At 39.3% G+C, this 19544-nt stretch carries 11 protein-coding genes; 4 read left to right on the forward strand and 7 right to left on the reverse strand.

Going from position 1 to position 19544, the window contains the following annotated elements; genetic code table 11:
• Positions 1-50: 50 nt before the first annotated feature.
• The 6 genes from AB1Z56_RS24305 to AB1Z56_RS24330 form a co-directional block, all read right to left on the reverse strand.
• Positions 51-1904: an alkaline phosphatase gene (locus AB1Z56_RS24305; RefSeq protein WP_313268949.1), complete on the reverse strand. Its 1854-nt coding sequence runs from the start codon at positions 1902-1904 to the stop codon at positions 51-53.
• Positions 1898-3418, reverse strand: coding sequence for a RagB/SusD family nutrient uptake outer membrane protein (locus tag AB1Z56_RS24310; RefSeq protein ID WP_313268952.1), 1521 nt, complete (start codon positions 3416-3418; stop codon positions 1898-1900). The genes AB1Z56_RS24305 and AB1Z56_RS24310 overlap by 7 nt, the downstream gene beginning before the upstream one ends.
• Positions 3419-3600: 182 nt before the next feature.
• Entirely contained in the window at positions 3601-6948 is a 3348-nt protein-coding gene (locus AB1Z56_RS24315) for a SusC/RagA family TonB-linked outer membrane protein (RefSeq protein ID WP_309364685.1), read from the reverse strand.
• Between the two features lie 67 nt (positions 6949-7015).
• A complete protein-coding gene (locus AB1Z56_RS24320; protein WP_426790379.1) occupies positions 7016-7963 on the reverse strand; it encodes a FecR family protein in 948 nt (315 codons plus the stop codon).
• A 98-nt stretch (positions 7964-8061) separates the two neighbouring features.
• Entirely contained in the window at positions 8062-8589 is a 528-nt protein-coding gene (locus tag AB1Z56_RS24325; RefSeq protein WP_313268961.1) for an RNA polymerase sigma-70 factor, read from the reverse strand.
• Between the two features lie 127 nt (positions 8590-8716).
• Positions 8717-10180, reverse strand: a complete 1464-nt coding sequence (locus tag AB1Z56_RS24330) for a hypothetical protein (protein ID WP_309364679.1) — start codon at positions 10178-10180, stop codon at positions 8717-8719.
• Positions 10181-10541: 361 nt separating this feature from the next.
• Here AB1Z56_RS24330 and AB1Z56_RS24335 point away from each other — a divergent pair, with 361 nt between their 5' ends.
• Complete coding sequence (locus AB1Z56_RS24335; protein ID WP_309364678.1) at positions 10542-11642, forward strand: Fic family protein; 1101 nt, start codon at positions 10542-10544, stop codon at positions 11640-11642.
• Positions 11643-11807: 165 nt separating this feature from the next.
• Here AB1Z56_RS24335 and AB1Z56_RS24340 read toward each other — a convergent pair whose 3' ends face one another.
• A complete protein-coding gene (locus tag AB1Z56_RS24340; RefSeq protein ID WP_426790380.1) occupies positions 11808-12878 on the reverse strand; it encodes a S41 family peptidase in 1071 nt (356 codons plus the stop codon).
• A 576-nt stretch (positions 12879-13454) separates the two neighbouring features.
• Between AB1Z56_RS24340 and AB1Z56_RS24345 the strand changes: the two genes are divergently transcribed.
• From AB1Z56_RS24345 to AB1Z56_RS24355, 3 genes are read left to right on the forward strand one after another with little or no spacing between them, the layout of a single operon-like run.
• Positions 13455-15194, forward strand: a complete 1740-nt coding sequence (locus tag AB1Z56_RS24345) for a hypothetical protein (protein WP_309364674.1) — start codon at positions 13455-13457, stop codon at positions 15192-15194.
• A gap of 10 nt (positions 15195-15204) precedes the next feature.
• Positions 15205-18699, forward strand: a complete 3495-nt coding sequence (locus AB1Z56_RS24350; RefSeq protein WP_426790381.1) for a DEAD/DEAH box helicase — start codon at positions 15205-15207, stop codon at positions 18697-18699.
• A gap of 16 nt (positions 18700-18715) precedes the next feature.
• A complete protein-coding gene (locus AB1Z56_RS24355; RefSeq protein ID WP_426790382.1) occupies positions 18716-19411 on the forward strand; it encodes a hypothetical protein in 696 nt (231 codons plus the stop codon).
• The last annotated feature ends 133 nt before the right edge of the window (positions 19412-19544 follow it).

Genomic DNA, 19544 nt, shown 5'->3' on the forward strand with positions numbered 1-19544 from the left:
CCCCTGGCTCGAAGACCAAGGGTTTTTGTTTCGCATGAAGCTTAAAATGATTATTTCAAGTTGTAGGCTTGGATAATCTTAGTAAAAATTGCTGTATTGTTGTAGATGCCAATAAAGTTTTGTGCACCTGGGCCATACGCAAAGACAGGTACCATAATATTGGTATGGTCATCGCTGCTGAAATTGCCTCTGACAGTTCCTTTTTTATAATTGGCATCCAATAATGATAGCCCACCCGTCTCGTGATCTGCAGTGACAATGACAAGCGTCTCACCATCTTGGTCTGCAAATTTAAGAGCTTCACCTACAAGCCTATCAAAGTCATGCTGTTCGGTAACAACATAGGGGAGATCATTAGCATGGGCTCCATAATCAATTTGTGCCCCCTCGGCCATGATAAAAAAGCCATTTTTATTTTTAGACAAAAGCTGAATTGTTTTTGAGAGGGAAGTTTTTAACATTTCTCCCCGTCCATCGAGTATTCTTCTTGTTGCAGAATCAGCTAGCAGTACCAGCTGTTTGCCCGATGTCGCCTTTTCAAAGTCATCTAAATTTTGCTGAAGCTGATAACCTTTTTCAGTCAGTTGCTTCATCAATGTATTATCCTTATTGTTGAGGAAGCTTTCGCGACGGGATCCTACGAGAATATCTACATGACTATTTTTGAAGTCTGCTGCGATTTCCTGCGACATGGTCCGTTCGATCTGGTGTGCATAAAAAGCAGCAGGAGTGGCATCTGTAATATCTCCAGCACTGATGATGCCGCTTTTGACTCCATGCTGAGCCAACGTATCGGGAAGGGAGCTCAACAATTTACCATTGGCATCCACACCGATGTAACGGTTATTGGTTTTGTGTCCGGTAGCCAAGGCTGTCCCGCCGGCAGCTGAGTCGGTGAAATCTGAATTGGATGCTTCAGTGCGTGAAAGTCCAACATGTTTTATATTGATGATATTGGACTGACCAAAATTGGCACTTAGTCCCGCTTGGATTTGAGCCAAGCCCATACCGTCGCCAATGAGTAAAATAACATTCTTGACCTTGCTCGTTGCACCATCATTTTTATAGGTCGGTTGATAAGGGATATAGGCCTTTGGATTTGCGTATTCGACTTTGGCATTGTTCAGATAGAAATTCTTAAGCGCAGTAGGGTGGTCTGTATTGATCCAGTCTACCCCCATGTGGCCAAGCTCCTTCCAGCTGTTGGGACTGTCTTTTGTCGCCCAGAAGCGAAAAGGTTTTCCCAATTTGTGCACCTTTTCTATCACCGATTTCATCTTTTCTAGATCGGGCGGGGTAGGAGTTCCCTTGCCATTCCAGACAGCATATTTTGTAATATCCTGACTGATCATCCCGATATGTTTGAGCTGTGCAGGTGTATAATTTTTTTCTGGCCTGCCATCGAAATAGATCATTGGCGGATAATTGTCAAATTGCTCTGCGGGAGGAATTTCTCCGCTGACGACGATCTTTATGGCCGCCGGATTTTTCTGCTGATCAAATACCGATTCATTGCCTTTCAGATCCTCCAGCAATTTAGACAATACCTGCTCGTAATTTTCCTTAATATCGATTACGAGTTGTAGCGTTTGTTCAGGTTTCGCATAGGGCCTATTGCCATTTTCCTTGAAGAAAGCAACCAAGGGATCGATGTATAATTTTTTTAATGTTTTGCCTGGCTTTATTTCATTGCTTTCGTGGGCAACGTAAAGTTCTCCGTTGCGATAGAAGACGTCCGCTTCGATAGATCCCATTCCTGCATAGTATGCCTCTAATAGGGGGATTTGTTGTTTGTAATCATTGTGGCTATGTCCTGCATTGGCAGTCAGTTTCTGCTGTGCAGAAACCGACTGAATGCTTAGGCCGACAAATAGCAGCCACATTAATTTATTGTTTTTTACCATCCTGCATTTTGTTTAATGACACCGGAACTGTTGTCGATCTCACGTTGTGGAACAGCCCAAACATCATGTACTTGCGGATTGAAATTTCTAGCTGGCCAAATTACAGCACCATCAAAATCGTGTAGCGGTTTAGCATAGGCAGCCTGTGCATCACCCCATCTGACTAGGTCGCGGTGACGGTCGGCCCATTCACCGGCAAGCTCATTGCGGCGTTCGCGTTTTAGATCTACAAGGCTCATTCCGCTTTTTGCTAGTAAGCCCGCTCTTTTCCGGATTTTATTTAATTCGGTATCACCGGCACCGGCACCATTTAAATTAATGGCAGCCTCAGCTTTAATCAATAGCACTTCGGCATAACGCATCAATGGCACATTTAGATCAGTTGTTCCGTTGTCGCCATTTGGATTAACATGTGTTGGAATCGGGTCCTTATAAGAAAACGGCTCCATGTATTTCTTAAATTGATAATTGGATGTGGCTCCGCCGTCTTTTGTGAAAGTACGTTCAGCACCAAAAAACTGGAATTTGTCTCCCGGTTTCAAGATGGTTGCTTCACGACGCAAATCCCCTGTTTCAAAAGAATCGTAAAGTTCTTTTGTTGGTAAATAATACCCCCAGCCGTTGTATATTCCCCAAGCTTTGTTTGTCAACATCACACCTGGAAGTTTGCTTCCCCAGCCAGTACCGCCGCCATTTGGTGTACACACCACCGACCAGATATATTCTTTGGACCAGTTGTTGGCCGCTTTAAATACATCCACAAAGTTAGTCAATAAATCATGCTTGCCCGAACTGATCACCATATCCGCATACTTGGCCGCATTGGTATAGTCTTTCTTGTACAGATATACTTTTGACAAATATGCCCATGCTGCTGTTTTGTGCGCTTTACCATAATCCGAAGAATTCATGTCTGAAAAATAAGGAAGGTTATCTGCTGCTTTTAGGAACAGAGAGACAATGTAGTCATAATTTTCGTTCACATTGTTTGCACGAGGTACGGGCACGGTAGCATCAGTTTCAGGTTTAACGATTGGAATTCCGGCTTTATCATTACCATAGTTTGCGGCTAGTTGAAAATAAACCAGACCTGCATTGAAATAAGCGTCACCAATGATCTGTTTTTTTCTGCTCTCATCCATTGGGATGTTCGGAACGTTGGTAATAATATCATTGGCCCTTTTAATAATGGCGTAGCGCATGCTCCATTGTGTTTCCGTGTAGCCTCCACCGATATAACTTCGATTAAAATTTTTAATATTATCTGCTTCTGGTTTATTACGGCCAGTGACCATATCATCACTTGCATTAATAAACCAAAACATTCCACGGCCGTAATAATCCTCCTCATTGTATTTTTCATACATCCCAGCCTCTGCTTTGATGGCATCTTGTTCTGTTTTCCAGAAATTCTGAGCAGATGGAGAACCCTCTGGTGTAATATCCAGTTGTTTATCGCACGATGCGAAAAGAGCTACAGCTGCTATTGCTAGGTATTTTATATTCGTTTTCATCGTTTTGTTTTTTTTAATGACTGATAGAGTCCGAATAAAACTATCGTCCGGCGGACAACATATGTATTTTTCGGTTTTATCATTCGTTTATTTTCGCGTTTTAATGATTGACAAGAGCTTAACTAAATGAATATTTAATGAAATTTCCTTCGTTTTGATCTCTTGGCATTATGCTATTAAGATTAAAAATTGACATTAAGGCCGAAGATAAAACTTCTTGCTTGCGGGTATCGTCCAACATCAAGTCCATTGTTATCCATACCAATTTCTGGATCAAAACCGGTGTATTTTGTAAACGTAAATAAGTTGTTGGTAGTCGCATAGACTCTCACGTTTCCAAGTTTATATCTGTCGGTCAAAGATTTTGGCAATGTGTAGCCTAATGTGACGTTACGGATACGAAGGAAAGAACCATTTTCGATATAGAAATCTGATGCATTAAAGTTTCCGTTTGCATCCGAACTTGAGATAATCGGTACTTTTCCATTCGGGTTTTCTGGAGACCAGGCATCTAAAATTCCTACCAATTTGTTGTATGAAGGACCACTCGCACTGTACGTTGTTCTCTTGACAGCATTAAATAGTTTGTTTCCCTGTACACCTTGTGCAAAAATATTGAAGTCGAAATTTTTGTAATTAGCATTAAAGCTTAAACCGTAAGAAAAATCGGGATAAGCACTACCTGCATAGTAACGATCTTCTGGACCGATAGAACCATTACCGTCGATGTCTACAAATTTGAAATCCCCAGCTTTTGCATTGGGCTGAATTTTTTGTCCATTGGCATTTTTGTAGTTATCAGCTTCTGCCTGACTCTGGAAGATACCGTCGGTCTTTAATACGTAGTAACTGTAAAGAGGTTGGCCAACGGTAATTGTCAACGGAGCAAGTTCATTTCTAAAATTAGTGCCTACTGCGATATTATTCAATCCAGGCGCCAACTCTTGAACGTTGTTAGTCAATTTGGTTAGAGTCGCGTTAATCGAGTACGAAAACTCTTTGTTTTTAGCACTACTATAAGTTAGCCCTAGTTCAATACCTTTGTCTTTAACCAATCCACCGTTAATCGTTTGTGTGCTCAAGCCTGCTGTTCCGGGAAGTGGCTTGGTTAAGATCATCTTATTTGTTTCTTTGACAAAATAATCCGCTACCAAACTCAATCCATTCAAAATTCCAAGATCCAAACCTATATTGGTTTGCTTACTTTCGGCCCATCGCATATCCATATTTGGTAACACATTCTGAGCATATCCATTTTGTAATTTTGGATTTTCACCGAAATAGGCATCGGCACGAATAAGAAGAGGGTTAACATCAAGTGGGTTTAGGTTGGCTAGACCACCCAATTTACCATAGCTAGCTCTTATTTTAAGCTCGTTTAACCACTCCACAGATTTCAAGAAATCTTCTTTATGTAGTGCCCATCCGGCAGATGTTGAATAGTAGTATCGTGTTCTATTTTCTTTCAGCGGAATTATGGATGAACCATCTCTTCGACCGATTAAGGATAGCAGGTATTTTTCATTGTAATTATAGTTGGCCCGTAGGAAAAGAGACGAAAGTGCTGTGGCTCCATAACCACTTTCCGACGGTTGTATCGTATTGGCGTTATTTAGGTATCGGTATTGTTTGGATTCGTCGTCAAAACCGGTACCCGAAGCACTCAAATAATTACTTTTGGTTTTTTGGAAACTATAACCACCAGTCAAATCAAGTTGATGAACGTCAAATTTGGCTTTATAATTTAGGACTTGTTCAGCAAGGATATCATTTGCGTCACTCGTTCTTTCCACCAGACTATTGCTCAAAACGGGTTTACCTATTTCAGGACGTTTTGGTGTAAAACTTTTATATCTGGTGTTCGACTTTGTAATACTCAGATTTGATCGGAATGTTAAGCCTTTGGCTAGTTGAATGTTGGCGTACGGATTCACGACCAATACATTGACAGGATTATTAATGTCTATACGCATTAATTCTGCAACAGGGTTAATGATATCGCCGTAATCTCCAGGGAAAGGTCCTGGCAAACCAGCAAAGCTTCCGTCGGCATTGTAAGGTGTGCCATTGGTTGGATAGTAGATGGCAGACAATAGGGCTCCTGTATAGTCGCTGCTGGTATTGGCACCGTTTCCGTTGGTGCTGCTATAGGATAAATTTTCACCTATTTTCAACCATGGTGTGATTTGATGTTCTGAGTTTAACCTGAAGTTGTACCGTTGAGTTTTTGTATTGAGTACAATACCTTCTGCTTTACGGTAATTGAAACTTAGGTAAAAATTAGACTTTTCATTTCCACCATTGATAGCACCATTGTAATCTTGCAATGTCGCATTTCTAAATACTTCATCCATCCAATTGGTTTTTGTGACAAGTCCATCTGGATATTTGGCTGGATCGAAAGCCGGTAAAATGGTTGTTCCACCATTTTTTGCTGCCGTTGCTGCTACCTCAGCACGTTGTTCGGCATTTAACGGCTGCAATTTTCGCCATGCGCTTTGTTGGCCTATTTTGGCATCGACACTGATTTGCATCTGTCCTTTCTTACCTTTCTTGGTTGTGATTAGCACCACTCCACCAGAAGCTCTGGCACCATAGATCGCTGCCGATGCGTCTTTGAGGACCGAAATAGATTCAATATCGTTCGGATTAAGCTGCGGTGTGCCTAAGAAAATAGATCCATCAATGACATACAACACACTTTCACCATTGATACCTCCAGCACCCCTAATATTAATACGGGGTGGCGAAGTTGGATCACCACCTTCGTTTGTCACAATGACACCGGGAGATTTTCCTGCCAGTACTTCACCTACACTGTTTACCGATCGTGAAGATAATTTATCAAGGGATACTATACCTATAGCACCTGTGAGTGTCTCTTTTTTCTGGGTTCCGTAACCAACAACAACAACTTCGGATAAGGTCGAACGTTCTTCGCTTAGTGTTACATTAACGACTTCATTTTCACCGACTGTAACTTCTCTGGTATGGAATCCGACCATCGAAAAGGAAAGTACCGTTTGGGAAGCCGCTTCAATACGGAACGCCCCTTTTGCATCTGTTGTGGTTCCAGTCTGCGTACCTACTACTTTTACAGATACACCTGCTATAGCAGCTCCCAATGTGTCTCGTACAAAACCTGTAACGATACGGTCTGCCTTAATATTTGCTTGCGTGTTCAGGATCACATAGTCCTCTTTTTCCACCGCATTGATTCCAAGCTTATTCAAGAGAGAGCGAACTGGTTCAGTTTTAAAACTGCCGCTTAAGACTGTGTTCCGTTCTTGCAATAGATCAGGGTTGTAAACAAAATGAAGACCCGAAAGACTTTCGATTTTGTGGAGGATCACATCGAGTTTCTCGCCCTTGCTTATTTTGATGTTTACGCTGCTTTTGTCCAAACGTTGGGCCATACTTGGGGAGGCCATCAATGAACTGCAGAATACTGAAGTAATCGAAAATGCGATGCAGGGATACTTCATGATCCGATAAAAAGAGAATTCTCTCTTGAATGCAGGTGTTTTCATTTTTTTGTAATAATTAGGTAATGAATTACGCATGTTGACTAAGATGTTTTAGGTAAATTTTTAGACATTATTTGTAGACTTTAAATATTTTATCTTTCTCTATCGTGCTGTATTTAAGGTGGTGTAGACTACAGATGATATCCAGTATTTCTGCTGGATTTTGTGTGCTATTGAATGTGGCTGTTGTTTTTAAGGTCGAAAGCGATCTATCTTTCAATACAATCTTAATGCTGTATATATATTCCAATCTCTTCATAACCTCCAGAAGACTTGCTCCATCAAATGCGATGGCTACAGCTGTATTTTTTTCTATTAGGTTACGCGATGACTGTTTTGTTTCCTCATTGTAAAGTAGGCGCTGATTTTTGGTTAATATCCCTAAGATTTTATCTTGTTGCTGCACAGCGACCTTACCTGTAGCAACGGAGACTTCTACCTTTTTTGAGGCCTGATAGGCCTTGATGCGGAAGGAAGTACCCAATACTTTGACAGCCAGTTTTGAAGCAAGTTTTACCTGGAAAGGATGGCTTTCGTCGTGGGCAATGTCAAAGAAGGCTTCTCCCTCAGTAAGTGCTATTTCGCGAATTTTTCCGTTGAATTTACTGGGATAGCTGATTTTTGAAGATGGTTCCAGGATAATTTCAGAGCCATCGGCCAATAGGATCCTTTTATGTTCGGCAGCATTTGTAGTTGTCACGATCTGCACAGAAGCAGCAATAGGTTGATTGTTCAATATCCAATAAACAAATCCTGCCGAAACAATCATTAAAATAGTAGCTGCAATTTTGAATAGGAGAGAATATAGCAGCGAAGGCCGTTTATTTTTCTTTTCTGAAATGGCTGATTGGATATTGCTCAGCAATTGTTCACGCAGTGCAGTTTTGCGTTCCTGCGGGATTTTTTTGTCAGCATTATCCAGTTGAGTATACCAATCTTCAACTTGTTTGATTTCAGCGGCGTTAGCCTCTCCATTTAAATACTTTTGCAGTAATTGCTTTGCTTTTTCTTCCGTCATTTGAATACATGTCACTTCAAATGGGAAATGGTACTAGTCGAGAATGTTAGGAGTATATTAATTTATTGTTAACTAACAAAAAAAGATAGAGGGGAGAACTAAGAAAGACTTTTTTTGAGCAGTTTCATAGCGGAGGTAATTTGGTTCTTGACGGTTTGTACGGAGACATTCAGCTCGCAGGCAATTTCTTTGATCGATTTTTCTTGCTTTCGGCTCATGGTGACGACCAACCGCATACGTTCGGGAAGTTGCATTAAAGCTTCTTCAACTTTCTGCTGTGCATCTTTTAGGATCAGAAGGTCATCAGCTGAATCTGCATATTGCTGATTCATTAAAGTCGCTAATTCGGCTTTATGGCCATCTTTAACCGTTGTATTCCGAAAATGGTTGATCACCTTAAATTTTACTGCGCCATGCAGATAGGCTGCCAACCCGCCAGATATGATGACTTGTTCACGATTTTCCCACAGGGAGATAAAAATTTCCTGAGTGATGTCCTGAGCGACATTTTCGTCGCCTATTTTCTTAAAAGCGGCATCAAATATGGCTTCCCAATACAGATTAAAAATCTGTTCCATGGCAAAGTGATCACCCTGCTTTAATGATGCTATCAATAATTCGCTCACAAGATCAGTTTTAATTGGACAAAGCTAATAACTCAGTATTCCTTTAAAGTTAATAAATCTTAAAGAGTATATTTTGTCTGCTATAAATTAATCTTGAGAATTTCTGCTGAAATTGAGCGGTGTTTTTTTATTCTTTGTATTCCTGGCCTGTAACGATGTCTATAAAATAGCCGTTGTCCTGATTGTGCTGATTTTTATGTTTTACCCAGCCGTTGGGATTGATGGTCATGTAGCTTTTGTTGCCGACGTGTTGTTTTGTCTTATTGTTGTATAAAGTATAGAGGCCATCTTTATGCTCCTGTAATGCAAATATCTGCCGTTCGCCATCCAGGATTTCAATATGTTCGAAACCGGGTTTTATATCCCATGCTTTTGTCACTGCATTCCATAGGCCTTTAGTAGGTTCCAGATCACCTCGTTTTACGTCAATTAAATAGAGATCTTCCGAAGAATAAACGTATTTTATTTTTCCCGTTTTCCAATTCTTTTCCAGGGCATTCGCAGGGAGCAGCATAAGTTTGTCTGGCCAGACTAAATTACCCACTTGATCAAGAATATAGAAATTTGGAGCTTTAATGCTATCCAGTAAGTTGCCATCTTTATCAATATACAGCCAATCATAAGCCCAGACTGCATGATCGTAGTTAAATCTACCCAGAATAAAGTAGGGTGAATTAGTCACTGAATAGACTAGAGATATTTCTTTTAGAAAGGCAATTTGTGCAGCGGTAGCCTGCTTAATTTGTTTTGGAAAAGCTTTATCGTATTGTGGAAAGGCATATATGCTGCCTGTTTTATGATCTTTTAATAATTTGGGTATTGTGGGACTAAAGCGTTCCTGATTGATGGAGTCGAGCAGTATGGTCTCATTTTTCCAAAGCAGATCTATTTTGTCCAAACCTGTCAAATTGGATAAGAGAGGTTTTTTGCTTTGGATATCATGAATAGTAAAACTGTCTGTCGATGCTGGGATATAGCGTCCGTTTTCCAGGGGCATTTCGATATCCCCTTCTATTTTTTTAAGCCGCTGATCTTTTATCAGATATAGATTTCCATTCAGGACCAGATGTTTCGTATCGAGCGGATAAGTTACGAGGTTATATTCGTTTTCATCGTAAGGAATGTCTTTCTTTAACAGAACCTGATTACTTTCCAATACCCGTATCTCTAGTTTTACATAGGTGCCTGTTTTTTTGATATAGCTGCTTAGGATATTCCAGTCCCACTTCCAAAAGGGTAAATTCTTGTCATATTCTTGACGTTTCATGGCAAGAGTCAGCTGTCCGAGGTCTAAAAGTTCTACCTGTGCTTCGGAATAATTTTCGATGAATTCACCTTTGCTGTTAATGATACCCATTTGATCCTTTTCATTAGCTACGAGGGCATAGCCTGTGGACGTGAAAGGCTGTGCCCAATAGAACTGTTGGGGCAGCTTCTTGTTGAAAGTACTGTCAACATAGACAAACTGCTTATTTTTCGTCTGAAAGGGAACCCATTTAGCGGCGGCATTTTTTTTGATACTTGTGGGTTCTTGTGCACATGCATTCATGCAGAGCATAGCTGTTATACTTACCAATAATGATTTGATCATCTTTTTTCTATAAATTGAACCTGGTTGTTTGCAAGCAGCTCGTGTATTGCTACGGTTACTCTAGCTTGTTGATTACCGGTATTTAAACTATGCGCTTACTAAACCTTTTTAAACTATGCGCTTACTAAACCTTTGGGTTTGGAAGCTAAAGTAGTGGAAAACAATCGTTGGAAAAATAGCCGATTTCAGTGATTATCTTGGAGATTCAAAAGGAAAGTAATTTTTCATTTGCTGGATTCGTAAATATATCATCAAGAGAGGTCAATAATGAATATGCTTTTTCCTTTGAGCCGATTAATTGGGTTAATCGGCTCAAATTTTGCTTATATTTGAGCCGATTAGATTTTTAAATCGGCTCAATATGTATAACTGGCAATATAAAGAGTGGCCTAATTTCATCTATAGGCTCGAAGAGGTTCAATCCATAGCGATTGCATTTGCGCAAGAAATGGGGGCATTAAATGGTCTGTTAACAGGACTGAATTCAGCGCTAAAACAGGAAGCATTTGTAGAGGTACTTATATCTGAAGCTATGAAAACCTCGGAAATTGAGGGAGAGTATATGAGCCGTGAAGATGTGATGTCTTCAATTAAGAAAAATCTTGGTATCCAGGATGATGGTGTTGTTCGTGATCGAAGAGTTGCGGGGGTCGCAGAATTAATGACAACAATAAGAGATAGTGCCAGTATTGAACTGACAGTCGAGGTTATAATGAGATGGCATGCTATATTAATGGAGGGATTTCTTCGAATTAATGCTGGGAAGTGGCGTACGGGCGAGGAGCCTATGCAGATAATTTCAGGTTCATATGGCAAAGAAACCATTCATTATGAAGCTCCCCCGTCTGCTGTCGTTCCAAAAGAAATGGAACAAATGATTAACTGGTTTAAATCATACGAAGTTAAGGAGTCAGAATATATAATTGCAGCATTGGTCAAGACGGCTATCATTCATCTTTACTTTGAATCAATTCATCCTTTTGAGGATGGCAATGGGCGAATTGGAAGAGCATTGGCGGAATATACGCTGTCGCATACATTAAAGTCCCCCGTCCTGTTGTCGATATCAAAAACTATTGAGAAAAACAAACAAGTTTATTACGATAATTTAAAAATTGCGCAGGCTAGTTTAGATATTACAGGGTGGATTAACTACTTTACCAAAGTAATTTTTGAAGCACAAAAGGAAGCTAGAGAGCTCATTGAGTTTACTGTAAGAAAAGCAAAATTTTTTGATAGAAACCGTGATCTATTGAATGATAGGCAAATGAAGGCTATCAATCGGATGCTCGAGCAGGGAATAGAAGGTTTTATTGGCGGGATGACTGCAAAAAAATATATGTCTATTACAAGGACCTCAAAAGCTACTGCGACTAGAGATCTGCAAAGGTTGCAGGAACTGGGGATAGTTGAACAGTTGGGACATGGGAGATCTGTACGGTACGAACTTATACTTTCCTAACCCCCAGGTATAAAGTAAATCGCTCCGCTCTTTTTATAGTAGTCTTCAGACAGAGGGCTCACTTGTTCCTTACAGGAAAAGAGGAGGCTTATCAAAGCGCTTATTATTCCCATTTTTAAGATACTGTTCATAACTGTCAACGTTATGCCTGATCGCTATTATTGATTATTCATTGATGTAATGGACTGCAAAGTCTATCCAGTCTGAAATGGATTCATCGAGATAGATATCGGGCTGGATACCTATATTGTCAATCGGGTATTGCGGTAATCGGGCAGACCGGTAGGTGGGCAATAGAAGCTGGTAGTTGTCGCAGCCAAATTTGAATTCGCGTATCGAACCATAATCAAGCGCGCCCATACTGGGGGTGCCCATGATTTTTACCTTCTTGCTCTGGCGCGAACTGAATAGAAAATTCTCGGCTGAACTGGCTACATTTCTATTGGCTAGAATAATGACCTGTTTTGGGCCTTTTGGATTTAAGGCGATGCTGTCTATCATAACTTTTTTATCGCCATAAAGCACAAACTTCCCGATGTTTTCCCTATATTCTCTAAGGTCTTCATCTATTCTTTTTACTTCATTGATCGAATCCTGCTTGATATTTTTGATGGCATAATCACGCAAACCATTGACTAAGGTCTGTGTGGCAAAAAACTCAACGCTCATAATCCGGATGGGGTTGGTTAAGATATAAGGCAATAGTGGCTGGTATACATCATCCGTTCCGCCTCCGTTGTTGCGAACATCAATAATAAGGGCTTTACTGTTTTCAATCTTTTCGCTATTCTTTTCAATAAGTTCTTTGAAAGGGGCTATGTTTTCATACCCGAAGCTTGAGATTTTAATATAAAATATATCGGGACTGATCGATTTTGAACTTATTTCCTCTTCAGATGCTCCGGCGGGATTTCCGGTACTTGTGTGAGGAGGGTTTTTCTTTTTCGAAAGGTCATCTAAGACAATGTGCTCATCATGGAAGAAGTCTAGGTATTCCTGTAAAAGTTGTGTACAGGTCTCGTTTGAAATCAGCAAGCTTTTCTTCGTCAATATATTTTTTTTAGCTTGATACAGGTCTTTATTCTGCTTGGTCTTTTCTGGAAAACCGGGGTACTCGCTCTCTATTTTTACAATTAATTGCTTAAGTGCCTGTGAGCAGTTGCAGGTGGTTTGACCATATATTGGTCGAACAAAGAAAACAAGACAAAAGATGAGGAATAATTTGGTATTGGTCATGGATATGGTTGTTAAAATTAATGCAATTTAAGAAATAGCGTATTTTCTGATAGCTTAAAAATTGAATAGCCTAAAAATAATAGAAATATATAATTGATTCATGAGTTGTTTACAATTCGTAGCATATATTTATAATGTGTGAAAGGTGGAAATAAATAATCGTGTGTCTATGTACAGGCCGGTATCCTTTATTTAAAACTTTAATGATAAATAATATTTTGATTTAGTTTTGTTTATTTATATATTTGTATATATAAACTATATTTTTGTATTCTATTTTGTTTTTCTTTTAATGGGAAAACAAAGTGTTTTCTCTGTCTATATTGCCAGCGACGGTGAAACACTTTTTCGCTAAATGAATGATTTGAATACATGTTGATTTAAATGCTGGTATTTCCTGAAAAGCCAAGGGGCGAACGTCTATATGTAGTAATGTGTTAACCCCTCTTTAGTCTCCTTGGTTGTAATACTGTTTTTTTGCAATAAAGTATTGATTATTTGCAATAATGATCTGTAACAGTCTGATCTGTTGGAGTAATTTATTGTGCCCAAATTTTTAATCTTAAATCATTTAGTATGGAAATTAATAGCCAATTAATTATCGATCGGCTTTCTCAGCGTATGGATCTCGATCGTGCCTATCTTTTTAAATATCAGTTTCTCGGTCAGGATCATTATCATTTGCTTCTTGCGCTCAAGCATGTGAGCGGGCTTTCACCGAAGGTATTAAAGCCTATTGTGGAATTATGTTTAATGGACCAGAAGAATATTTCCTTTGAGCTGGTTCCAATTGCTGAAATGCTCAGTAAAGTCAAAGTGGGTAGTCTGTATTATTCCTATGCCTCCCTACCTGAAAATACCGTTCATCAGGCTAGTAACAAAAAGAACCCACCCCTTCAAGCGAAAGAACTAAAAAGTGTTCTAGAAATAGCTGATGAATATTACCAGAAACTCTTGCCTATTTCAGCGGGCTTCCTACAGGGGGCTGAAACATTTGGTCTACAGGGCAACTATCATAGGGCTGTATTTATGTTACATCAAAGTATGGAAAACCACTTGCGTTTTTTACAGCTATTGATTGACGGAAAAGCCAATAATGTACATCATGTTAATAACAGAATTAAAAGCCTCAATGAGCATTTTTCGATGTTAAGGGAGTCCCTTGTCGGAAAGGATGAGGAAGAAAAGAAACGTTTTAGATTATTGGACAGTGCCTTTGATACGGTGAAACAAAACAAGGATCTCGAAATCTCCGCCTTTGATGCCTCCTGGCTTTATGAGCATTGCAAGTTTGTTCTTCATACGATTGAACAGCTGTATTTGAGTTTTATGGAAGGCCTTAAAACAGGCTATGAAAAATTGTTGGCAAAAGAGCAACAAAAAGTCATAAATAAAAACGTCGAAGTTGCAGTAGGTAATCTGGCGGCGAAGGAGACTACATTAACGAGTGCTACGGCCTCGCAGTTTCATACATTTCCTTGGCCGGAGCGGTATGAGGCAGATATACTTCATGTGCTGGCTCAGATTCGTCAGGAGAATAATCCCGAACAAATGATGCTGCTCAATTATTACGTCAGCGATGCGCATGGGAGAGGACTTTTTCATTTTCCTGCGGTGGAAGATGAAAAGGCAGAAATCTACCTTGCAGTAATAAAAAAGAAAATAGGTCACTGTCATTTTCGAAAAATCGTTTATGGTGGAGTTACTGCAATTGTAGCTTTTATGAGTACAGATTTCCTGGCAACAAAACTGGATCTGGGCAGCCGTTTCTCCCATACCATCTGGAATGAATCTGTTGTTGTCTACCGTCGTCCGACTTATAAACCTACGTATTCGGTTAACCCCGTCAATTGGCATGATACATTGTTTAAGACATCCATTTCATGGACACGCAATTCAAAACTCATGCAGGATCTGCTGGGTGTATTTGCTTTTGAAGGACTTGCTAGTCCACAATTGGCTGTATTATTTTTAAATCAATTGACATCAATTGGACTATACAGTTATCTCTACCTACGGGTCGGTTATGCCCCAATGAATGTGACTATAGCCGATCTGGTAGACTGGACCTGTATCTGTGATAAAAAGGTGAAGGAGTTTTTTACAGCCAGAGGGGATGTAGAAGAAATATTGAATGCAGAGTTATTAAAACAAATGAAAGGGCGGGTCTATGAGCTTCCTTCACAATTAGCTCAGCTTGATATGGGCTACTTTAGGTCAAAAGCGAGAGAAATTACAGATTTCTTTGTCGATCTCTGTAATCAGAGCATACGGTATATGGAGCTGAAATTGGAGGTTAATTTCAATAAGCAATAAAGAATAATTTATGGAAAATAGTGTTGAAAATCTGGAGTTAGCAATAGATGTTGCTCCGATTATACCTGACAAAGAGAAGAATAGCTTTATTATTCCCTGGGAAAACCAAGAGGATCTTTATATTTCATCAGACTACTTTCTTAAGCGCTATAAAGGAGAAATACCACTGAAAGATTTCCACCTTTATAGTTACAGCGTTAGGATAATCAAAGTCAACAAGTTTAAATGGCCATTTTCTCTAAGAAGAGACGGAAATTATAAAAACAAATATCTCAAAATTGATCTCGAGATCAAAGAAATCGGATTGAAGGTTAAGTGTGATTGTAAAAAGCGTCATGATAGTCTGTGTGATTATGTAATTATTGGACTTTATCGTAAGTTTTTACTCAGTAATAAATTCTTACATGATTTATATGCAAAAGATATTGCCATCCTACCCGAAAGTCAGCATAAGTTCTTTCAATTGGGTATTTCTAGGCTTTATTACCGCAATGATAAGGTTTGTATTGAAAACCATAATCAATTTGGTCAGGTATATAATTATTTCGACCACCAGGAGCTTGAATCGGAATTGCTAGATGTAGCATCTGAAAACCGATGGTTGGAACAGTCTGGGGCGCCTTTTCCGGATCTTATGTATGTCGTTCCTAGAGAGCGTCAGGTGGACGGACTACCCTTTTTAATACCTTTTGAAATAGACAGTAAGATAAATTATTTAGGAGAATTTGGTCATGAGTTGGTGAATTTTGCTGATAGCGATGTGTTAAAAATCGATTTATGTCGTAAGATTTTAGCCTTTTCCAAAAGTCCACAAAGACAAATAAGGGATAGGGAAAAAGATGACCTGCGAAATGACTTTGATCATGTGGAGAAGGATTTTATCATCAGTGCTTGGCGTAAACTTTTGGAAGGAAAATCGGAAAGATTACGTGTTGCCTTTGTGGATAGGAATAATTTTAAAACTACAATTGAAAACTTCAAATATCCATCCAAATATCGTACAACTTATCGGAATGTGATTTTGGCGGGCGATGATCTTAGCCTGAAATTTAATTTGAAAGAATACAGCGATCACCTGCTTCTATCGTTAATTCTTGTCTACAAAGGAGAGGAGTTGAAAGACTATACATCCGAATGCCGGTCCAATTTCTTCTTTATCAATCTAAATGAAGATGAGTGTCTTTTTGTTGATAATCTACAAAAGGAGTTTCTATTACGTTTCTTTCACAGTATTTCTACTAAAATAACGGTGTTAAAGAGGGACTATGAAGACTTCTTTACGCGTATGTTGATTCCATTGTCAACATCCCTTCATATAGACCTTGAACCTTTAAACAAGGATACAGTTTTTATTTCTAATACCGCTCATCATGTGCCTCAATTTAAGGTTGTGGTGGAGAAAGACGACGACGATCATTTAAATTTCGAATTGAAAGCTATGCTGAGTGAAAAGGAAGAATATGTAATTCCATATGGAGGAAACTTGATTTTAAAATCGGAAAATGGAACCTGCCTATATACTGAGCGAGATCTTGTTGGCGAGAATGAGTTTAATACCTTTATTGAAGCACAGTTGCCAAATTTGAAAAGTTGCAGCAATAGGATGGTTAAGCGCTTGGAATGGAAGGCGCATGGCAACAGAAATAGACTGTATGAATTTATAAAAAAATGTAAGAGCAAGGGGTACAAAACTATACTGAACAATATTTCAAAGGGAGCTTATTTGCTGCCACACCAACTGAAATGGGAAGTATTGGATATTCGTCAGGACAATAATGTATTTTCCATTTACATGATTTTCAAATTTGGAACAACGGCCTATTTACCGGGAGAGTTTGAAGAAAAGATCGTAAACGACTACAGTAGCATTCAATTGGCGGATAAATCTTTCGGATATATCAAAGCTTCAGATAAAGCATTATTTGATGTGCTGTTTAATTATGCGGTGGTTGAAACCGACTGTCTTAAACTCACCTCAGCCCAATTGCTATCTTTCCAAACACGGCTGGATCGAATTGATCCCCGTATTATTCAAAATAGCCTAGCTGAACGTCGAAAGAAACTGTTGAATACGGATGAAATAGCCCTGTTGGATGTTCCGAAAGCGATCCAGGCAGAGTTGCGCCCTTACCAACAGGCAGGATTTAGCTGGATGGTATTCTTAAGTGATTTTCAATGGGGCGGTATCTTGGCTGATGATATGGGATTAGGGAAAACCTTACAGGCAATAACGCTTTTAGAATATTTCTATCAAAATAATCCAAAGGCAGCTCCCTCAATTATTATTGTACCCAATTCCTTGCTATTCAATTGGCTGGCAGAATTTAAGAAATTTTCCCCAAATCGTCGGACAGCTATTTATCATGGACAAAAAAGGAGGGAAATCACGGAAATAGAGAACGAATCCATCTTGATTACGACCTATGGAACAGTTATGATGGAGCTTGATTTTCTTAAATCCCAGTCCTTTAGTTACATGATTTTAGATGAGTCACAGGCGATAAAAAATCGTCATTCAAAAAGATTTAAATCGCTCACTGAGCTAAAATCCTGCTATCGCATAGCGATGACAGGAACACCGATTGAAAATGGAGTGGAGGATATCTATGCACAAATGAGTATGGTCAACCCGGGTTTTTTTGGAACTTATGGCAATTTTAATAACACCTATAAGGGGATCAAAGATGAAAATACAGCGCAAGCAACTACCCTTGGCCTCCAAAAGATGATTCAACCTTTTATTCTTCGGCGTACAAAAAAACAGGTTGCTTTGGACCTTCCTGAAAAGACCGAAACAATTCTGTATATGGATATGCTTCCGGAGCAAAGAAAAATATACGATAAGGTTAGAAAAATATTCAAGGGAGAGATTGAAAATAATCTGAATAGCGCTGACTCCACGAAATCTAAATTTTTGGCGATCGAGGCGCTACAAAAACTACGGCAGCTTTGCAACTCGCCCATTCTGATGAAAGATGGCGGCTTCGGTCATGAATCTATTAAATTGGATTTTATTGATGAGATCATGGATGAAGTAGCTCCAAATCATAAGATTCTTCTCTTTTCGGCGTATACTTCCATGCTTAAGCTGGTGGCTCAACGAATCGAAAATAAGGGAATAACTTGTGCCTACCTTGATGGTAAGATGAATCAAGATCAGCGGCAAAATGCGGTCGAAAGATTTCAGAACGAGGACGAATGCCGTGTATTTCTCATCAGCCTTAAAGCGGGAGGAACAGGATTAAATCTAACGGCTGCCGATTATGTTTATATTTTGGATCCCTGGTGGAATCCTGCTGCCGAAGCACAGGCAATAGATCGGTGTTACCGCATTGGTCAGGACAAACATGTCATGGCTTACAAGATTGTTTGTCGGGATTCCGTTGAAGAATACATCTTAGCACTTCAGGAAAGTAAAAAACGAATATCCGAAGGACTTATTTTAGATGAAACGAATCTGATGAAATCGATCAGTAAAGAGGAGCTGCTTAAATTATTTGAATAACCAATTGTACACTATAATGATCAAAAAAGTATCTGCACTAAAAACATCCTATGGGGGAATGATGTATTCGCACGATTTTCAACTATGGTACACCTATCTAAAACGGAGGATAGAAAAGGGTTGGAGACCTGAAGAACTTTCTTTCCTGCTTGGTAGGCCTGATCACGCGTATTTAGACTTTGAAAAAATGTATCAGGCGCGAAGTTTTTTGGCCCAGGAATCGATCTTACTGGATCAAATATATACGAGTTCATGCATTGAACCGATGAAATTTCACCGTGAACAATATGAAGTTTCCGAAGAACGTCTCGTCCGTCTTCATATTGAAGAGGACGAGGTCAGGTGGCATTATTCTATTGAAATTCCCTGGCAGTTTGTGAAAGGAGATAAGAAGCCTGTTGTCCCAAAATTTCAATTTGAGGAATGGAAATCTGAAAAAGACATTCAAATTGAATCGGATGCAATGTTACATGTACGGCAAAAGATTGACGGACTACTGGATCAGGAATTCTTTACCGATGGTGCAGCTCCTTGGCAACTTTTTCGGAAAGTTAAGGAAACAGGTCAGGCACATCTTCAGATTTATCCAAGACACTTGAAAAATGTGCTGTATGGACTCATTCAACAAAATAGATTGGTCGTGAGAAATATAGAAGGAAGGTATTCTTTTTACCCGCTTGATCGAAAGACGGGACATGAGAAATTCAATTAATGATGGTGAGAGATAAAACAACACATACAGCATAATGCAATGCTATGTTAAGTTTAATCAACCTTGTAAAATACGACGATCAAAATGTGTAAACCTAACTAGCCATTAATAGGGAAACGATAGTGATTATAAC

The sequence above is a fragment of the Sphingobacterium sp. WOUb80 genome (assembly GCF_050058145.1).
GTDB lineage: Bacteria > Bacteroidota > Bacteroidia > Sphingobacteriales > Sphingobacteriaceae > Sphingobacterium.

What these genes read in the sequence shown, in the direction of transcription:
- AB1Z56_RS24305 (WP_313268949.1), bottom strand. Translation starts at nt 1,904, where the DNA reads ATGGTAAAAAACAATAAATTAATGTGGCTGCTATTTGTCGGCCTAAGC.
- AB1Z56_RS24310 (WP_313268952.1), bottom strand. Translation starts at nt 3,418, where the DNA reads ATGAAAACGAATATAAAATACCTAGCAATAGCAGCTGTAGCTCTTTTC.
- AB1Z56_RS24315 (WP_309364685.1), bottom strand. Translation starts at nt 6,948, where the DNA reads ATGAAAACACCTGCATTCAAGAGAGAATTCTCTTTTTATCGGATCATG.
- AB1Z56_RS24320 (WP_426790379.1), bottom strand. Translation starts at nt 7,963, where the DNA reads ATGACGGAAGAAAAAGCAAAGCAATTACTGCAAAAGTATTTAAATGGA.
- AB1Z56_RS24330 (WP_309364679.1), bottom strand. Translation starts at nt 10,180, where the DNA reads ATGATCAAATCATTATTGGTAAGTATAACAGCTATGCTCTGCATGAAT.
- AB1Z56_RS24335 (WP_309364678.1), top strand. Translation starts at nt 10,542, where the DNA reads ATGTATAACTGGCAATATAAAGAGTGGCCTAATTTCATCTATAGGCTC.
- AB1Z56_RS24340 (WP_426790380.1), bottom strand. Translation starts at nt 12,878, where the DNA reads ATGACCAATACCAAATTATTCCTCATCTTTTGTCTTGTTTTCTTTGTT.
- AB1Z56_RS24345 (WP_309364674.1), top strand. Translation starts at nt 13,455, where the DNA reads ATGGAAATTAATAGCCAATTAATTATCGATCGGCTTTCTCAGCGTATG.
- AB1Z56_RS24350 (WP_426790381.1), top strand. Translation starts at nt 15,205, where the DNA reads ATGGAAAATAGTGTTGAAAATCTGGAGTTAGCAATAGATGTTGCTCCG.
- AB1Z56_RS24355 (WP_426790382.1), top strand. Translation starts at nt 18,716, where the DNA reads ATGATCAAAAAAGTATCTGCACTAAAAACATCCTATGGGGGAATGATG.